The following is a 15605-nucleotide window of genomic DNA, read 5'->3' as shown; positions in this document are numbered from 1 at the left end:
GTGTGTACTCCTTAGATCTCGGGCCGGTCGGTGGACCGGCGTCGTGCTTGCAAGTCGGGGGTGCGAACCGGTCGGGTCCGCAAGAGCTCAGTGAGCCGGGATCACTTACCCAGCATCTTCTTGACGACCTTCGCCTCACCCGGGGTGACGATCTTGTCGCCGGCCAGGCGGCGGGTCAGGCGCGAGGACTTGTGCTCCAGGTAGTGGCGGCGGTTGGCCTGCTGGCGCTTGACCTTGCCCGACCCCGTGATCTTGAAGCGCTTCTTGGCACCCGAGTGGGTCTTCATCTTCGGCATGTCAGCCGTCTCCTTGTTGTCTCTCACCGAGTTCACGGTGCGTCACCGGTATGGCGACCTGGTCTGTGCTGTGCCGCGCTGGGTTCGCGCGGCACAGCGGATTCGCTCGATCCGTCGCCGCCGGCCTTGCGGCCGACGCGACGGTTGAGTTTTCTCAGCCCTGGCCCGGCTTGGGACCGGGCTTCGGGGCTGCACCGGGCTTCGGTGCGGGCTTGGCGGAGGCTCCGGGCTTCGGTGCCGCTCCGGGCTTGGGCGCGGAGCCGGGTGCCGGTGCCGGACGCGGAGCCGGGCGCGGTGCGGAACCAGCCGGGCGCGGGGCTCCCGCGGGACGCGGGGCCGACGACGGACGCGGGCTCCCCTGACGGGCCGGTGCGGCCGGACGCTGTCCGGAACCCTGCGGCCGGGCACCGTCGGGGCGGCCGGAACCTGCGGGACGGCTCGAAGGCCTGCTGCCGCGCTCCGGGCGCTCTCCGCGCTCCGCATTGCGGTCACCGCCGCGATCGCCACGATCCCCGCCACGGGGGCCGCCGCGCTCGGGGCCGCGGCCTCGGCCGCCACCGGTGCGCTCGCGGCGCTCTTCCTTCGGGGCGATCACCGGCGGCTGGTCCTCGGAGACCTTGAGCGGCGGGGCGCCCTCGGGAACCTCGAACTTCTGCTCCGCCATCCTGCGCAACTCGTCGGGGATGGCCTCTCCGATGCTGTTGCCGCCCACGGGCAGGGCCGACTCGGTGTCGATCGTACCGGCCGCGCGGGCCTCCCGCTCGCGGTCGCGGCGCGAGGACTTGGTCTTCTGGGGCAGGCGCTGCTCTTCGACGTCGTCGGCGGCCTTGGCGCGACGCGCTGCGGCACGGGCCTCGGACTTGTTCTTGAGCGGGCCCAGGACCATGACCATGTTGCGGCCGTCCTGGCGCGGGTTGGACTCGACCTGGCCGAACTCCTCCAGGTCCTCGGCCAGCTTCTGCAGCAGGCGGACGCCCATCTCCGGGCGGGACTGCTCACGACCGCGGAACTGGATCATGGCCTTGACTTTGTCGCCCTCACCCAGGAAGCGGCGGGCATGGCCGACCTTGGTGTCGTAATCGTGGTCATCGATCTTCAGACGGAAACGGACCTCTTTGAGGTTGGTGTTCGTCTGGTTCTTGCGGGACTCACGAGCCTTGACGGCAGCCTCGTACTTGTACTTGCCGAAGTCCATGAGCTTGGCCACAGGCGGCTTAGCGTTGGGAGCCACCTCGACCAGATCCAAGTCCGATTCGCGGGCAAGTCTCATGGCGTCCTCGACTCGGACGATACCGACCTGCTCGCCGCCGGGGCCCACAAGACGGACCTCGGGGACTCGGATTCTGTCATTGATGCGTGGATCGCTGATGCTTGACTCCTGATCTAGTGCCGGGTTCCACCCCGGCGACGTGGTGCTCTTCGAGTGCGGTGGCAACAAAAAAACCTCCGCTGCCACGGTGGCCAAGCGGAGGTCGCGGTGATCGTCGCCCGGGAACCCCGAGGGCTCCCACCGCATTCGCCATGCGGTGCCGGCTCGTTCGGAGCCGTGGCGGACGATCGTCGTCTCGTACCCGGGGACTCTCCGAGCAGTTCTTCCGACTCGGCGTCCGCGCGGGTGGGAGTTACCTCCACTTGCGCACTGCCGACCATCATACACGCCTGGCGTCCATGTCCACAGGGGCGCCGGCGTGATCCACCTCGCCGTCTCCGCGCGCCCGGGAGTCTCTGGGCGGGCGGCGCACCGCTTAGGGTGGTGGCATGACTTCCGAGAACACGTTCCGTTTCAACGGTTCCGCCGACGGCGCCCCGGCCGGCGACCAGGCCCAGGGGGACAGCGAGCAGGCGGGCGAGCACCTCGCGGCTCAGGCGGCCGAGACGGGGCTCAGCGCCGACACCAAGGCCGCCGTGGACGAGCAGATGCGTGACATCGCCGAGGTCCCAGCCATCGAGGTGATCACCACCTCCGCCGTCCACCTCATGTCCGCGGCCGCCGTGAAATGCGGTCTGGCCGACGGCCCTGACGCCGAGGAGCTCAAGGACCTGGACGAGGCTCGAAAGCTCATCACCGCCCTGGCCGGTTTCGTGTCCGCGGCCTCCCCGGAGATCGGCTCCCAGCACGCCGCTCCCTTGCGCGACGGGCTGCGGACCCTGCAGCTGGCCTTCCGCGAGGCTTCCCCGTACCCGGACCGGCCCGGGCAGGGCCCCGGGGAGAAGTTCACCGGCCCGGTCTACGGCTAGACCCGCGCGGTCTCCAGGGAGATCTCCAGGGAGTCGACGTTCTCCGCGAGCGCCTGCTCTTCGGCCAGCCGGGCCTGGAAGGCTCCCACGACCGTCTCGAGCTGCCCGCGGTCCATGCCCGGCAGCAGCTGCAGCACGACGGTCAGCTCCGGCCCGGTACCGCCGCCCTCCAGCGCCGCGCCGTCGACGGTGGTCGTGCCGACCCCCCTCCCGGTGCGCACGGAGGCTCCCGCAACGCCATCCAGACCGAGCGCCGCCTGCAGGACGGCACGGGATACCCCCGGGTCGGCGTACGACGGCACCCAGGTCTCCGCTTTCGCCACGGCCCACAGGGCCGGGCGGCGCACGACGAACGGCGCCTCGGAACCGGGATCGAGCACGAGCAGTTCCGTCCCGTCCTTGACCGCCGCGATGGCGATCTTCCTGATCTGCGCGGCCACCGGCCGAGCGGCGTGGTGCCACTTCGGGACGAGGGCGTCCGAGGTGAAGACCGGCTGGGCCTTCCGGCCGTCGGCGGCCTGGAGGGTCACCAGCGACATGTCGGCCTCCTTGTCCGCTACCAGCCCCTCGTCGGTGATCTCCGAACGGGTCACCTCGGCCATGACCGGGACGAAGAGCCTGGTATCGGCCAGGGCGGCCACCACGTCGGCCTCGGCCAGCTCGCCTGCCCGCCACCCGTCGAGGGCGCGGGCCAGGACGAGGTCCGCCGCGCCGTCGTCGGCGGAGAAGAGGTGGGAATGCCCCTGAGCCGGGTCCCGGCCCGCCCAGGGCTGGCCGCCGCTGTCCGTGGCGCCTCCGGCACCGCGCAGCTGCGCCGCCATGTGGGGCGGCAGCTCACGACGAGCGGGCCTGTCGCGAGGGCTCATCAGGAGGCCGGCCGGCCGGCGACCTCGAGTGCCTGTTCGAGGGTGAACCGGCCCGCGTAGAGGGCCTTGCCCATGATCGCACCCTCGACCCCGGAGGGCACCAGCGACCGCAGCGCCGCGATGTCCTCGAGCGTCGCGATGCCGCCGGAGGCGACCACGGGCTTCTGGGTGCGCTGAGCCACCTGCTGCAGCAGCTCGACGTTCGGGCCCTTGAGCGTGCCGTCCTTGGTGACGTCGGTGACGACGTACCGGGAGCATCCGTCGGCCTCGAGACGGTCGAGGACCTCCCAGAGACCGCCGCCGTCCTTGGTCCAGCCGCGTGCGGCCAGGGTGGTGCCGCGGACGTCCAGGCCGACGGCGATCTTCTCCCCGTGCTCGGCGATGACCCGGCGGGTCCACTCGGGGTTCTCCAGGGCCGCGGTGCCCAGGTTCACCCTCGCGGGATTCAGCGACAGGGCGCGTTCGAGCGACGCGTCGTCGCGGATGCCGCCGGACATCTCGATCTTCAGGTCCAGTGCCTGCGCCACCCGGGTCAGGACGTCGATGTTCTCCCCCGTGCCGAAGGCGGCATCGAGGTCCACCAGGTGGAGCCATTCGGCCCCCGCATCCTGCCAGGCCTGCGCGGCTTCCAGGGGGTCGCCGTAACCGGTCTCGGAACCGGATTCTCCCTGCACCAGGCGGACCGCCTGCCCGTCCCGGACGTCGACGGCGGGCAGCAGTTCCAGCCGTGGCAGCCCCTGGCCGGCGTCGACCAGGGCGGTGAAGGATTCCGGGGTGTTCTCAGACATCAATTTCCTCGTGTGGTAGCTGGTTGTGGCTGTCGGTGCGGTGGGCGGGGCGGCGGGCTCAGGCGTTGAGCCCGACCAGCCAGGACCAGGCTCCGTAGAGGATCAAGGCTCCCGCGGCCACGGCCATCAGGGCGACCACCCATTTGGGGAAGCCCTGCTGGTAGAAGGAGATCACTCCGCCGATCAGGAAGGCCCCCAGGACCAGCAGGATGACGGACCATGTCATCGCGGATCGCCCCCGGACTCGTCCGCCGCCTGGCTAGGGGCCACCTGGGCGGCTTCCGTCAGGCCGTCGTCGTCATGACGGGCGTCGAGCACCTCGTCCAGCCGCCCGGTCCTCGGCAGTGTCGCGATCCAGTTGCGCAGCAGGCTCAGGCCCGCCTCGCCGGACTTCTCCGGGTGGAACTGGGTGGCCGACAGCGGTCCGTTCTCCACCGCCGCGATGAACCTGGCGCCGTGCTCGGCCCAGGTGACCTGCGGGGGGAGCATGTGGGCGCTGCCTGCTTCGAAGGGCCAGTGCTGCACCCCGTAGGAGTGCACGAAGTAGAACCGTTCGCCCTCGATGCCCTTGAACAGCTCCGTGCCCTCGGGCGTCTCGACCGTGTTCCACCCCATGTGCGGGACCACCGGGGCCTCCAGGCGTTCGACCACGCCCGGCCATTGCCCGAGTCCTTCGGTCTCGTCTCCGTGCTCCACACCGCGTTCGAACAGCACCTGCAGACCCACGCAGATGCCGAGCACGGGGCGCCCGCCCATCAGGCGGCGTTCGATCAGGGGCACGGCGCCGACGTCGCGCAGCCCCTCGACGACGGCGCGGAAGGCGCCGACGCCGGGGACGACCAGGCCGTCGGCGTCCAGGACATGCTGTTTCTCACGGCTCAGGAGCACCCGCGCGCCCGCCGCCTCCAGGGCGCGCACGGCTGAGCGGATATTGCCCGCCCCGTAGTCGAGGACGACGACCACGGGCGCCTCGTGCTGTGAGCCCGAGGGCCCCGCCCCGACCGTTTCGGGTACGGGGATGGTCTTCCCCTCGGGGTTCACGCCCTCCTCGGCCCCCCGCATCAGAGCGCACCCTTGGTCGAGGGGATCCCCGTGACACGGGGATCGGGCTCCACCGCCACGCGCAGCGCGCGGGCCAGGGCCTTGAACTGTGCTTCCGCGATGTGGTGCGGGTCGCGGCCCCGGATCAGTTCCATGTGCAGGCAGATCTCGGCGTGGAAGCTCAGGGACTCGAAGACGTGCTGGACCATCGAGCCGGTGAAGTGACCGCCGATCAGGTGGTACTGCTGCCCCTCGGGCTCGCCGACGTGGACGCAGTACGGGCGGCCGGAGACGTCGACCACCGCGTGCGCCAGGGCCTCGTCCAGGGGCACGGAGGCCTCGCCGAACCGGCGGATGCCGCGCTTGTCCCCCAGCGCCTCCTTGATGGCCTCTCCGATCACGATCGCGGTGTCCTCGACCACGTGGTGGACGTCGATGTGGGTGTCCCCGCTGGCCTGCACCTTGAGGTCGATCAGCGAGTGCTTGGACAGCGCCGTGAGCATGTGGTCGTAGAACGGCACGGTCGTGGAGATCTCGTTCTCACCGGTGCCGTCCAGATCGAGTTCCACCACGATCTGCGACTCGCTGGTGGCCCGCTCCACGCGGGCGGTGCGCTCCGGGCGGGTCGTGGGCTCGCCGGCTCCGGTCGATGTGGTCTTGTTCTCAGCGGGGCTCACGGGGTTCTCCATGGTCGGTTCGCGGTGGTCGGTTCGCGGTGGTCGTTTCACAGGGACCGCGGGTGTTCGGTGGCGGTCCGGGATCCGGCCCGGGACGGGCCCGGTGCTCAGGCCGGCGGGGCGGCTGCGCTCTCCAGGTAGGACTCCACGCCCTCCAGGAAGGCGGTCGTCTCCTCCTCCGTACCGGCGGTGACCCTCAGGTGCCCGTCGATCCCGACGTCGCGGATCAGCACGCCGCGTTCCAGCAGGTATTCCCACAGGGCGCGGGCATCGAAGGCTCCGCCGAAGAAGACGAAGTTGGAGTCGGACTCGGAGGGCCCCAGCCCCATGCGCTTGAGGTCGTCGACGATCCGGTCGCGTTGCATCTTGATCGACTCCACGTCCGCCAGCAGGGCCGTCCGGTGCCGCAGGGCGGCCAGTGCCGTGGCCTGGGACACCGCCGAGAGGTGGTAGGGCAGGCGCACGAGCCGCACGGCGTCGGCGATCTGGGGCGCTGCGGCGAAGTAGCCGATCCGGGCGCCGGCCAGGGCGAAGGCCTTGGACATGGTCCGGCTGACCACCAACCGGGGGCGCCCGTCGAGGAGCCTGATCGCGGTAGCGGCTGGATTGCGGGAGAACTCGGCATAGGCCTCGTCTACGACGACGATGCTGTTGCTCGCCTCGCTGGCCTGGTACACGGCGTCGACGACCTCGTCGTCGAGCGCAGTGCCCGTGGGGTTGTTGGGCGAGCAGAGGATCACGATGGACGGCTGGTGCTCGCGCACCTGCTCGGCCGCCGACTCCGGGGGGAGGGTGAAGTCCCGGGCACGCTGCCCGGGGATGAAGGCGGTGTTCGTTCCCGCCGACAGGATCGGGTACATCGAATAGGTCGGCACGAAGGACAGCACGGACCGTCCGGGGCCCCCGAAGGCCTGCATCAGCTGCTGCAGGATCTCGTTGGAGCCGTTGGCGGCCCAGATGTTCTCCGCCGTCAGGCCGTGCCCCAGGTACTGGGCCAGTTCCTCACGCAGGACGGTGAACTCCCGATCCGGGTACCGGTTGAGGCCGGCGGCGGCCCGGGAGACCTCCTGGACGATCGCGGCCTGGACGTCGTCGGGCACGGGATGGGTGTTCTCGTTGGTATTGAGGGTGACGGCGACGTCCAGCTGCGGGGCACCGTAGGGGGTTTTCCCGCGCAGGTCGTCGCGCAGCGGAAGGGCGTTGAGCAGGTCGGTGCGGTCGTTTGTCGCAGTCACCGCACCAGTCTACGAGGCTCGGGGCGCTGAGCCGATTCGGAGGCCTGTGCCGCCGCTCTCAGGACCGCGGTATCCGGGATTCCCGGTCCGGGCAGACCTCGGCATCTCGCCATGGCACCTCGCCGTTCCTCCGCGCTCGGCGCTGGAGCTGAGGGTCACCGGGCGGGAACCAGCAGCTGCTGGCCCGTGGTCACGGCCTGGGTCTCGAGGTCGTTGAGCTCGACGATATCGGAGACCACGATCCGCGTATCCCGCTCGGAGTCCGCCGCCAGGGCGATCTCCCACAGGGTGTCGCCGGAGCCGACGGTGACGATCTCCGTGCCGGGGCCCTCCACGGGATCGGTGCTCGCCGTCACGGTGGCCGGGGCGATCAGGATCACCAGGGCGACGGCGACCGCTGCCGTCGCCACCATGACGGGCAGACCGATGAACAGGAGACGGCCGCGGCGGGTCAGGTGAACCGGCGCGCGCCACGCGGCCCGCTCCTGCCGGTCGCTGCGACGCCGCAGGACCGGCACGGCGGCCACGACCTCTCCGGTGAAAGCCCGGCAGCCCGAACGCAGTCCCCGCAGCAGCGGGGCACGGGTGGGCCTGTCGGAAGAGGATCCGCGCAAGCGCGGGACAAAGCTGATGGCTGACATTGGAATGCACTCCCTCCTGCCGGGCTCCGATGGCCCGCGAGGGCTTCCCCGGGAGCGATCGGCACCATTCGAACAGGTATTCGATTCCGTTTCGAACATTTCTAGCACGCGTGTACGAGTGATGTCGACACGCGTTCGAACATATGTTTGGTCACATCCCTCGGCTCCCTTACCCTGAGAGGGTCCGGGTGCCGTGGTTCGTGAGGCCCCGTCACCGGGCACTGCCGGGACTCTCCGGCCGCTGGTCCTTCGGGGTCCAGTCAACAGAGGGGGTCGGACACCACAAGGATTCGACCGAGCGCGGGATGTGAAGGACGGCCATGGCACCGAGAGATCGAGATATCCCCTCCCAGGCCGAGGGCCGGAAGCGTTCGCCGCGTCAGGGGCTGTCAGCGCGGCAGCAGAAGATCCTCGAGGTGATCCGCGGCTCGATCGCGCAGCACGGCTATCCGCCCTCGATGCGCGAGATCGGCGATCTCGCCGGGCTGGCCTCGCTGTCGAGCGTGACCCATCAGCTCAACCAGCTGGAACGGCTGGGGCATATCCGCCGCGATCCCAAGCGGCCTCGCGCCATGGAGGTGCTGACCACCGGGCCCACCGGTGCCGCCGAGGCCTCGGCGGCCGACCCGGAGGACGCCCCGGCGCAGAACTCCCCCACGACGGCTCCCGGTTCATATGCCGTTGGGGAGGCCTCCCCCACGCCGCAGGGCTCCGCCCTGCCGGATAATGTACGGCGGCTTCCCACCCGCCCGCCGGTCCCGCAGGAGGCCGACCCGGACGCCGAGGTGCGTCTGGTCCCGTTGGTCGGCCGTATCGCGGCCGGCGTGCCGATCACCGCGGATCAGCAGGTGGAGCAGACCGTCGCCCTGCCGCGCCAGCTGACCGGCCACGGGGAGCTGTTCATGCTCCGCGTCCACGGCGACTCGATGATCGACGCCGCCATCTGCGACGGCGACTGGGTGGTCGTACGGCAGCAGAACACGGCCGAGAACGGGGACATCGTGGCCGCGCTGCTGGACGACGAGGCCACGGTCAAGACCTTCCGCCAGCGGGACGGCCATACCTGGCTGCTGCCGCAGAACACCCTGTACGAGCCGATCCTGGGCGACCATGCCACCGTGATGGGCAAGGTGGTCTCGGTCCTGCGCAGCCTCTGAGGAACCGCCGGCCCGCGGACTCGGGTCAGCCGCCCTGCCCGAGCCGGCGCAACGCCCCGATCACGGTCTTGCGATCGTCCGTGGTCCACAACGGCGGGAGGGTGGACCGCAGGAATCCCCCGTACCGGGCCGTGGCGATGCGCGAGTCCAGGACGGCCACCACGCCCCTGTCCGAGCCGGACCGGATCAGGCGTCCCGCCCCCTGAGCCAGCCGGATGGCCGCATGCGTCGCGGACACCGCCATGAAGCCGTTGCCGCCGGCCTCTGCCGTGGCGCGGCTGCGGGCCGTGGAGAGCGGGTCGTCGGGCCGCGGGAACGGGATCCGGTCGATGAGCACCAGCCGGCAGGAGTCGCCGGGGACGTCGACACCCTGCCACAGGCTCATGGTCCCGAACAGGCAGGTCTCCGGGTCCTCGGCGAACTCGTAAACCAGGGTATTCAGGGAGGCATCGCCCTGGCAGAGGATCGGGAGATCGGTGCGCGAGCGTACGTACTCCGCTGCTTCCTCGGCCGCCCTGCGCGAGGAGAACAGTCCCAGTGCGGCGCCGCCGGAGGCCTCGACCAGCTCAACGATCTCGTCGAGCGTGCCCTGCGACAACCGGCGCCCTGGTTTCTCGAGGTGCCGGGCGAGGTACAGGATCCCCTGCCGCCCGTAGTCGAAGGGGCTGCCGACGTCGACGCCCTCCCAGCGCGGCGCCCCGGGGCCTTGAAGACCGAGGTCTCCCGCAACGGAATCGAACGACTCCCCCACGGACAGCGTGGCCGAGGTCATGATCACGGTGCGGCCGTCGAACAGGCCTTCTCGCAGTTGCCCTGCGACGGAGAGGGGTGCGATGTGCAGGGTCGCGGGGTCGGTGTCATCGGCAGGCACATAGCCGCGGCCCGACTCCCATCCGCCGGCCCGAGAGATCCACAGCACCTCACGGTGCGCGTCGGCCTCGATCATCCGCTCGCACAGCTCCAGGACCTCGGTGACCCGTGATCTGGCCATCTGGCGTCCGCCGTCGGCGTCGCCGTCCTGTCCCGCGGAGCCCTTCTCGGGCTTGGAATCGGTCAGGGTTTGGCGCGCGGCATCCCGGATGCGGCCGACCGCGCCGGCCATGGCCTCGCTCAAACCCCGGGCCAGCAGTTCGGCGGGGACGCCCTCGAGGGCCTTCTCGAGATCGTCGGCACCGGCCTGCAGATCGTCGGACTTCGCGGAGGTGTGCTTGCGGATCGAGGAGGCCGCTGCGCGCACGGCGGCGCCCGACAGCGCTCCGGTGACCGCTCCCGTCACGCGGTCGCGCAGCTCGTGCGCCTCATCGATGATGGCGACGTCGTGATCGGGCAGCACCTGCAGGTCCTGGAAGGCGTTGATCGCCAGCAGGGCGTGGTTGGTGATCACCAGGTCCGCCTGCGCGGCCCTGGCCTTGGCCAGCTCGGCGAAGCACTCCTCGACGAACGGGCAGGACCGGCCCAGGCATTCGCGTGCGGTGACGGAGATCTGGCGCCAGGCGGCATCCGTGACGCCCGGCAGGACCTCGTCGCGATCGCCCGTCTCGGTGCTCCCGGCCCATTCCCGCAGCCGCTGCACCTCTTTGCCCAGCGAGGACACGGGCGCGGAGGAGGTGTGCGGGCCCTCGCCCGGGGCGGCGAACAGCGCACCGTCGTCGTCCGACGGGTAGCCGCCTTCCAGCTTGTGGAGGCACGCGTAGTTGCTGCGCCCTTTGAGCAGGGCCACCTCCATCCCCGAGGGAAGCTCGTCCTCGAGCGCGCCCAGCAGGCGCGGGAGATCCCGCCCCATCACCTGCGACTGCAGGGCCAGGGTGGCCGTGGCCACCACCACGGGCTTGGAATGGGAACCGTGCTGTGCCGCGGCGTACTGCAGCGCGGGCGTCAGGTAGGCCAGGGACTTGCCGGTGCCGGTGCCCGCCTGGACCAGCAGGTGGCGGCGCATCTCCAGGGACTCGGCCACCTTGGCGGCCATGAACCGCTGTCCGTCGCGTCGCTGCCCGCCCAGGGCCTCGACGGCGGTGTCCAGAAGGTGCAGCGCGTCGGCCGCCCCGGGAAGCGTCTCCGGGCGGTCGGACACGGGGCGGCCGCTGCCGTCGCGGATGCCCGCGGCGGGTGCTGCTGTCTTCGTCATCTGTCGGGTGTCGCCCTATCGCGCTGACGGTGAGTCGGTGAGCTCGGTGGCAGCGGGTGCCTCACCGGGGCCGGGGAGCTCGGCGGAACCGGATGCCGAGAATTCGGGCGGGTTCTCGGGAGCGTACTGCGCCAGCTCCCCCGCGAGGTCCTCCCGTACCTTGACCAGCAGGTGCGTACCCTCCGGCAGGTACTCGGTGCGCAGGATCTCGGCGTCCCAGCCGTGCAGGCGCGAGACGACGTCACCATCGCTGTAGGGCACCACCAGGTCCAGCACGTGGTCCGGACGCGGGATGGACCTGGAGATGAGCTCCTTGAGCTCCTCGATGCCCTGCCCGGTGTGCGCGGAGACCACGGCCACGTTCTGATGCGTGTTGCGCAGGCGCTCGACCACGTAGGGGTCCGCGGTATCGGCCTTGTTGACCACGATGACCTCGGGCAGGGTGGTCGCTCCGATATCGGCCAGGACCTCTCGCACCGCCCGGATCTGGCCCTCCGGATCCGGGTGCGCACCGTCCACGACGTGGAGGATGAGGTCAGCGTCGGCCACCTCCTCCAGGGTCGAGCGGAAGGCCTCCACCAGCTGGGTGGGCAGCGAGCGCACGAATCCCACGGTGTCGGAGAGCGTGTAGCCGATGCCGTCCGGGGTCACGGCCCGGCGGACGGTGGGGTCCAGGGTCGCGAACAGGGCGTTCTCCACCAGCACCCCGGCATCCGTGAGCCGGTTGAGCAGCGAGGACTTGCCCGCGTTGGTGTACCCCGCGATCGCCACGGAGGGCACCGAGTTACGACGGCGGTTGAGCCGCTTGGCCTCCCGGGCCGGTTTCATGCCCGCGATCTCGCGCTTGAGCTTGGCCATGCGCGCGCGGATGCGGCGGCGGTCCAGCTCGATCTTCGTCTCGCCGGGTCCACGGGAGCCGATGCCCTCACCCGAGGCGGCCCGGCCGCCCGCCTGGCGGGACAGGTTGCCGCCCCAGCCGCGCAGGCGCGGCAGCATGTACTCCAGCTGCGCCAGCTCGACCTGGGCCTTGCCCTCCTTCGACTTGGCGTGCTGGGCGAAGATGTCCAGGATCAGGCCGGTCCGGTCGATCACCTTGACCTTGACCACGTCCTCGAGCGCACGGCGCTGCGAGGGGGCGAGCTCCTCGTCCACGATCACGGTGTCCGCGCCCGTGGCCGAGACGATGTCCTTGAGCTCGAGCGCCTTGCCCGAGCCCAGGTAGGTCGCGGGGTCCGGGGTGGCACGGCGCTGGATCACGCCGTCGAGGACCTCGGAACCGGCGGTCTCCGCCAGTGCGGCGAGCTCGCGCAGGGAGTTCTCGGCCTCCTCCGCTTTCCCCGAGGTCCACAATCCCGCGAGGACGACCTTCTCCAGGCGCAGCTCGCGGTATTCGACCTCGGTGATGTCCTCGAGCTCGGTGGACAGGTTGGCCACGCGGCGCAGCGACTGCCGTGCGGCCAGGTCGTACTGGTCGCCGTCGGCGCTGGTGTGCACCGTGTGCTCGGCCAGCTCCCGGGCGGTGCCGCCCAGGACGTGGCCGGATTCCCCGGGGAATTCCGCGGAGGGACGATCCGCAGCCGCGTCATCGCCGACGGCTGCGGAACCGGGTGCTTCCCGCCCAGCGCGGGCACGCGAAAGGACGCGCCCGACGACGTCCTCAAGCTCGGCCTGGGACGGTTCGTGGCCGCGCGGGGTTCCGGCGGGGCCCTGGTGGGAGTTGGTGTGACTGTTGGTCATGAATCCTTTTCGGATGGAACTGAAGTACCCGCGGCCGACCCGGGAGGATCGGACCGTCGTGGCGTTCGGCAGGTCTGGCGCCCGCCGTAGGAAGGTCAACGACTCACCGGGGAGCGTTGTTCCCTGCGTCTAGGCTAGCGGGCATGACCGCGCACTACTTCACCACGCCCGAAGGCCCGGAGACCCGCTCCGAACTGGAGATCGAGCTGCGGGGCCGGTCGGTACGGGTAGCCACTTCCGCGGGGGTGTTCTCCCCCAGGGCCCTGGACAAGGGAACGGCGGTCCTCCTCGACGCCGTCCCCGCCCCGGAGGGGCACGAGTTCCTGGACCTGGGCTGCGGCTGGGGGCCGCTGACCCTGGCGATGGGCCTGGCAGCGCGCGATCGTCTGGCCTCGGGCTCGGGCTCGGCCTCGGCGGACGACGACGGCGCCGATGTCCCGCTGGGGATCCCGGGCGGGGAGGAAAGCGGTCCGAGGATCACCGCCGTCGACGTCAATGAACGCTCGCTGGCACTGACCCGCGACAATGCCGTGGCCGTGGGCCTGGCAGTGGAGGCGCTGCTGCCCGGAGAGGTGCCCGCGGACCGGCTCTTCGACACGATGTGGTCGAATCCGCCCATCCGGATCGGGAAGGAGGCCCTGCACGAGCTGCTGCTGCACTGGCTGCCCAGGCTCTCGCCCGCTGGTGCGGCCTGGATGGTGGTGCAGAAGAACCTCGGGGCCGACTCGCTGCAGAAATGGCTGCTCCAGGCACTGCCGGAGCGGACGGGCCAGGAATGGACGGTGGAGCGGATCTCCTCGTCCAGGGGCTTCCGGGTGCTGAAGGTCAGCCGAAGGTCCCCGTAGCCACCACGACCGCCGGGCCGGCCAGGACGATGTGCTCGGCGCCGTGCGGGCCCTCGACGAAGGTCGCCGACACCACACCGCCGGGAACCTCGATGAGCCATTCGTCGGGCGCGGTGTCCCCCGCCCAGAAACGGGTCGCGGCGACGGCGGCGCAGGCCCCGGTGCCGCACGACTGGGTCTCCCCTACGCCGCGTTCGTGCACGCGCATCCGGATGCGGCCGACGTCCTCCGTGGCTCCGCTCTCCTCGTCGAGGGGAACCACGAATTCCACGTTGGTTCCGTCCGGCGGCACCGGGCGCACATCGGGAGCGGTGAACAGCTGCAGCGAGTCGAGCTTCTCACCCTCGGCCAGGGCGACGACCGTGTGGGGATTGCCCATGGTGATCGACACCGCCGGCCGCGGTACGCGCAGGCCCTTGGCGGTGACCACGGCGTCGGATCCGCGGGAGCGCGCGGTGTCGCCGTCGATGAAACCCCAGGGGCCCATGTCCACGGCGTAGCCGTCGTCCGTGCGGGCCACGGTCTTCACCCCGGCACGGGTGCCGACGCGCACCACCTGACCCGGGGGCAGATCGACGAGCCCGTTGCGCAGCAGGACGTGGACGAAAGCGCGGACCCCGTTGCCGCACATCTCCGCGATGGAGCCGTCCCCGTTGCGGTAGTCCATGAACCATTCGGCCTCCGGCGCCTGCTCGAGCACCTCGCGGCCTTCGGGAAGGTGTTCCGAGCGGGCCACCCGGATGAACCCGTCGCCGCCGATGCCCTGGTGGCGGTCGCAGGCCAGGCGCACCGTGTCGTCGGCGAGCAGGAGCTCGGCTTCCGGGTCCACGACCACGACGAAGTCGTTGCCCGTACCGTGCGCCTTGAGGAAGGGGTATCCGCTCAGTTCGCCGAAGACCCCGTCGGCCAGGACGACGGCGTCATCCGTTTCGGCGGCGCCGTTCTCAGGGGCGATGGTGGCTGGGTGCTCTTCGGATCGCGAGGTGGTCACCGGACCATGCTAATCCGCTACGGCGTGGTCGCGGATGACTTCCAGGGCGTGCTTCTCCAGCAGCGGATCGGTGGCGTCCAGCCACGTGACCCGCGGGTCACCGCGGAACCAGGTGAGCTGGCGCTTGGCGAAGCGCCGCGTGGCGATCACGGTGGCCTCGATTGCCTCCTCCTGGGTCATGGTCTTATCGACGACGGCGAGGAACTGCCCGTAGCCCAGTGCCCTGGACGCCGTGCCGCCCTCGCGCAGACCGCGCGGGATCAGCTCCCGGACCTCCTGCTCCAGGCCTGCCGTGACCATCCGGTGCACCCGCTGTTCCAGGCGGCGATACAGGTCCGCACGATCCAGGTCCAGGGCGATCTGGACGGTCGGCTCGACGTAGGTGCGGCTGGGCATGAACGCCGTGAACGGTCGGCCGGTCACCTCGTAGACCTCGAGTGCCCGGATCAGGCGGCGATCGTCGGCCACGCGCGCCTCAGAGGCTGGGTCGACCTGCTTCAGCCTCTCGCGCAGCGCTCCCGGCCCGTGCTCGCGGAGTTCGGCCTCCAGACGCCGCCGCACCTCGGGGTCCGTGCCGGGGAACTCGATGCGGTCCAGGGCGGCACGGACGTAGAGCCCGGAGCCGCCGACCAGGACGGGCACTCGCCCGCGTTCGCGGATCTCGGCGAAGCACCGCCGGGCCTGCTCCTGGAACGCCGCCACGGAGGCCTCCTCGGAGACCTCCATGATGTCCAGGAGGTGGTGGGGCACGCCCTGGCGCTCCTGGACCGTGGCCTTGGCTGTTCCGATGTCCATACCCCGGTAGAACTGCAGGGCGTCGGCGTTGACGACCTCCCCGTCCACGGCCCGGGCAATAGCCACACCCAGTGCGGTCTTCCCCGTGCCGGTGGGACCGACGACGGCGATGACGGGCAGCTGCGGCGTCGTTCCCGTGGAGCGGTCCGCGGCTCCGGACGCAGACGGCATCC

The 15605-nt window shown here is 70.7% G+C and carries 16 protein-coding genes; 3 read left to right on the top strand and 13 right to left on the bottom strand.

The features are described from left to right. Nucleotides 1–101: 101 nt before the first annotated feature. Together rpmI and infC are read right to left on the bottom strand one after the other, a co-directional pair. A complete protein-coding gene (gene rpmI / locus FCK90_RS11595) occupies nucleotides 102–296 on the bottom strand; it encodes a 50S ribosomal protein L35 (RefSeq protein ID WP_047692783.1) in 195 nt (64 codons plus the stop codon). 154 nt (nucleotides 297–450) lie between these two features. Further along, complete coding sequence (gene infC / locus FCK90_RS11590; protein ID WP_246180225.1) at nucleotides 451–1614, bottom strand: translation initiation factor IF-3; 1164 nt, start codon at nucleotides 1612–1614, stop codon at nucleotides 451–453. A gap of 440 nt (nucleotides 1615–2054) precedes the next feature. Between infC and FCK90_RS11585 the strand changes: the two genes are divergently transcribed. After that, nucleotides 2055–2534, top strand: a complete 480-nt coding sequence (locus FCK90_RS11585; RefSeq protein ID WP_181954303.1) for a DUF1844 domain-containing protein — start codon at nucleotides 2055–2057, stop codon at nucleotides 2532–2534. Here the strand turns inward: FCK90_RS11585 and FCK90_RS11580 are convergent. The 7 genes from FCK90_RS11580 to FCK90_RS11555 form a co-directional block, all read right to left on the bottom strand. Next, the gene (locus FCK90_RS11580; protein ID WP_158034461.1) at nucleotides 2531–3400 is read right to left on the bottom strand and encodes an SseB family protein; all 870 of its coding nucleotides are present in this window, start codon (nucleotides 3398–3400) and stop codon (nucleotides 2531–2533) included. The two genes, FCK90_RS11585 and FCK90_RS11580, sit on opposite strands and share 4 nt — an antisense overlap. Next, nucleotides 3400–4188: a bifunctional 1-(5-phosphoribosyl)-5-((5-phosphoribosylamino)methylideneamino)imidazole-4-carboxamide isomerase/phosphoribosylanthranilate isomerase PriA gene (priA, locus tag FCK90_RS11575; RefSeq protein WP_158034460.1), complete on the bottom strand. Its 789-nt coding sequence runs from the start codon at nucleotides 4186–4188 to the stop codon at nucleotides 3400–3402. Before priA ends, FCK90_RS11580 begins: the two co-directional genes overlap by 1 nt. Before the next feature lie 58 nt (nucleotides 4189–4246). Then, on the bottom strand, nucleotides 4247–4414 hold the full coding sequence (locus tag FCK90_RS15425; RefSeq protein ID WP_181954302.1) for a hypothetical protein: 168 nt from the start codon (nucleotides 4412–4414) through the stop codon (nucleotides 4247–4249). Further along, a complete protein-coding gene (gene hisH / locus FCK90_RS11570) occupies nucleotides 4411–5250 on the bottom strand; it encodes an imidazole glycerol phosphate synthase subunit HisH (protein WP_158034459.1) in 840 nt (279 codons plus the stop codon). Before hisH ends, FCK90_RS15425 begins: the two co-directional genes overlap by 4 nt. After that, nucleotides 5250–5906, bottom strand: a complete 657-nt coding sequence (gene hisB, locus FCK90_RS11565; protein ID WP_425481704.1) for an imidazoleglycerol-phosphate dehydratase HisB — start codon at nucleotides 5904–5906, stop codon at nucleotides 5250–5252. Before hisB ends, hisH begins: the two co-directional genes overlap by 1 nt. A 107-nt stretch (nucleotides 5907–6013) precedes the next feature. After that, nucleotides 6014–7141 carry a histidinol-phosphate transaminase gene (locus FCK90_RS11560; RefSeq protein WP_158034457.1) on the bottom strand — a complete coding sequence of 376 codons (1128 nt, stop codon included), beginning with the start codon at nucleotides 7139–7141 and terminating at the stop codon, nucleotides 6014–6016. A 155-nt stretch (nucleotides 7142–7296) separates the two neighbouring features. Continuing rightward, entirely contained in the window at nucleotides 7297–7782 is a 486-nt protein-coding gene (locus FCK90_RS11555; RefSeq protein WP_158034456.1) for a LysM peptidoglycan-binding domain-containing protein, read from the bottom strand. Nucleotides 7783–8102: 320 nt separating this feature from the next. Between FCK90_RS11555 and lexA the strand changes: the two genes are divergently transcribed. Then, nucleotides 8103–8939 (top strand): transcriptional repressor LexA, encoded by an 837-nt coding sequence (lexA, locus tag FCK90_RS11550; protein WP_158034455.1) that lies wholly within the window; start codon nucleotides 8103–8105, stop codon nucleotides 8937–8939. A gap of 25 nt (nucleotides 8940–8964) precedes the next feature. Here the strand turns inward: lexA and FCK90_RS11545 are convergent, their stop codons facing one another. Together FCK90_RS11545 and hflX are read right to left on the bottom strand one after the other, a co-directional pair. Beyond that, nucleotides 8965–11064 carry an ATP-dependent DNA helicase gene (locus tag FCK90_RS11545; protein WP_158034454.1) on the bottom strand — a complete coding sequence of 700 codons (2100 nt, stop codon included), beginning with the start codon at nucleotides 11062–11064 and terminating at the stop codon, nucleotides 8965–8967. A gap of 15 nt (nucleotides 11065–11079) precedes the next feature. Continuing rightward, nucleotides 11080–12801: a GTPase HflX gene (hflX, locus tag FCK90_RS11540; protein ID WP_158034453.1), complete on the bottom strand. Its 1722-nt coding sequence runs from the start codon at nucleotides 12799–12801 to the stop codon at nucleotides 11080–11082. 143 nt (nucleotides 12802–12944) lie between these two features. Between hflX and FCK90_RS11535 the strand changes: the two genes are divergently transcribed. After that, a complete protein-coding gene (locus FCK90_RS11535) occupies nucleotides 12945–13646 on the top strand; it encodes a class I SAM-dependent methyltransferase (protein WP_158034452.1) in 702 nt (233 codons plus the stop codon). On the opposite strand, the gene dapF is transcribed toward FCK90_RS11535, so the two are convergent. Continuing rightward, nucleotides 13627–14556, bottom strand: coding sequence for a diaminopimelate epimerase (dapF, locus tag FCK90_RS11530; RefSeq protein ID WP_158034488.1), 930 nt, complete (start codon nucleotides 14554–14556; stop codon nucleotides 13627–13629). The two genes, FCK90_RS11535 and dapF, sit on opposite strands and share 20 nt — an antisense overlap. A gap of 90 nt (nucleotides 14557–14646) precedes the next feature. Next, the gene (gene miaA / locus FCK90_RS11525; RefSeq protein WP_158034451.1) at nucleotides 14647–15603 is read right to left on the bottom strand and encodes a tRNA (adenosine(37)-N6)-dimethylallyltransferase MiaA; all 957 of its coding nucleotides are present in this window, start codon (nucleotides 15601–15603) and stop codon (nucleotides 14647–14649) included. Nucleotides 15604–15605 lie beyond the last annotated feature (2 nt).

Source organism: Kocuria coralli, from assembly GCF_008831305.1.
Taxonomy (GTDB): domain Bacteria; phylum Actinomycetota; class Actinomycetes; order Actinomycetales; family Micrococcaceae; genus Kocuria; species Kocuria coralli.
This window is presented reverse-complemented; position numbering and strand designations above follow the sequence as displayed.